General features: G+C 74.7%; 1 protein-coding gene. It reads right to left on the reverse strand.

Going from position 1 to position 1,251, the window contains the following annotated elements; genetic code table 11:
- Positions 1-24: 24 nt before the first annotated feature.
- Positions 25-1,251, reverse strand: a 1,227-nt coding sequence (locus tag HGA02_RS19780; protein ID WP_168681115.1) for a multicopper oxidase domain-containing protein, incomplete at its 5' end; no start/stop codon positions are given.

Raw genomic sequence — 1,251 nt, forward strand, 5'->3', positions numbered from 1 at the left:
CCGGGGGTGCGCCGGCGCCGGGCGTCAGGGGGCGGTGACGACGAGCCGACCGGACGCGCCGGACTCGGCGTCGCTCATCGCGTGCGACACGAACGGGTAGGTGCCGGGCTGCGGGATCGTCAGCTCGACGAAGCCGCCCTCGGCGGGGGCCAGAGACAGCACCTGCGCGCCGCCCGTGCCCGTCGAGCCGCCGTCGCGCAGCACCCAGTCGCCCTCGCGGTACAGCGTGTCGAACTGCGCGCCGACCACGTGGAACGCCGACGACAGGTTGGGTCCCGCGTCGAGGACCCAGAACCGGACGCGGTCGCCGGCGGTCACCCGCAGCGGGCGGTCGCGGTACTGGTGCGCGTAGCCGTTGAGGACGACGAGGTCGGGGACGCGCGTCGCGAGGCGAGCCGGGTCCGCGACGCCGCCCTGCGGCCCGAGGTAGAGCTCGGACTGCACGACGACGTACTCGTGGTCGACCGGCGGCAGCCCCGGCGGGTCGATCACGACGGCGCCGACCATCCCGTTCGCGATGTGCAGGCTCATCGGCATCGTCGAGCAGTGGTACATCCAGATGCCGCTGCGCGTCGCCGTGAACGTGAACGTGAGCGACTCCCCCGGCGGGATCGTGCGCATCGTGTCGTCGGGGACCAGCTCGCCCGCGTGGAAGTCGATCGAGTGGCCGATCGACCCGTCGTTGACGAGCGTGATCTCGAACCGGTCCCCGACCTGCCCGCGCAGCACCGGCCCCGGTGCGGTGCCGTCGAACGTCCACAGCGTCTGGGTCACGCCGGGTGCGACCTCGCGCTCGACCTCGCGGACCGTGATCGTGCGGCGGTGCGTGCGGCCCGCGTCCTGCGACGGTGGTGCGGCGGCGTCGCGCGCGACGAAGTCGTCGGCGGGTGCGGCCATGAGGTCGAGGTCCTCCGCCGCGGACGGGCCGGTCGCGGCCGGGCCCGTCGATCCGTGGCCGGAGTGGCCGGCGTGCGCGTCCGCCGTGTCCTCGCCGGCCTCCGCGTCCGCGGGGCCGTCCACCGTCACCGTGCCGCCGACCGCCACGATGTCGAGCGTCATGCCCATGTACCGGTGCCCGGCGACCGCGCACCAGGCGTCGACGGACCGCCCGACCACGCCGACGTCGAGCGTCGCGGATCCCCCGGGCGCGAGCCGGCCCGTCGTCGCACCCGTCGCGAGCGTGAGGTCGTGCACGTCGTCGTCCCCGTTGACGAGCTCGACCACGAGCCGGTCACCCGCGGGCACCTCGAT

The sequence above is a fragment of the Cellulomonas septica genome (genome assembly GCF_012396155.1).
Lineage (GTDB): Bacteria > Actinomycetota > Actinomycetes > Actinomycetales > Cellulomonadaceae > Cellulomonas > Cellulomonas septica.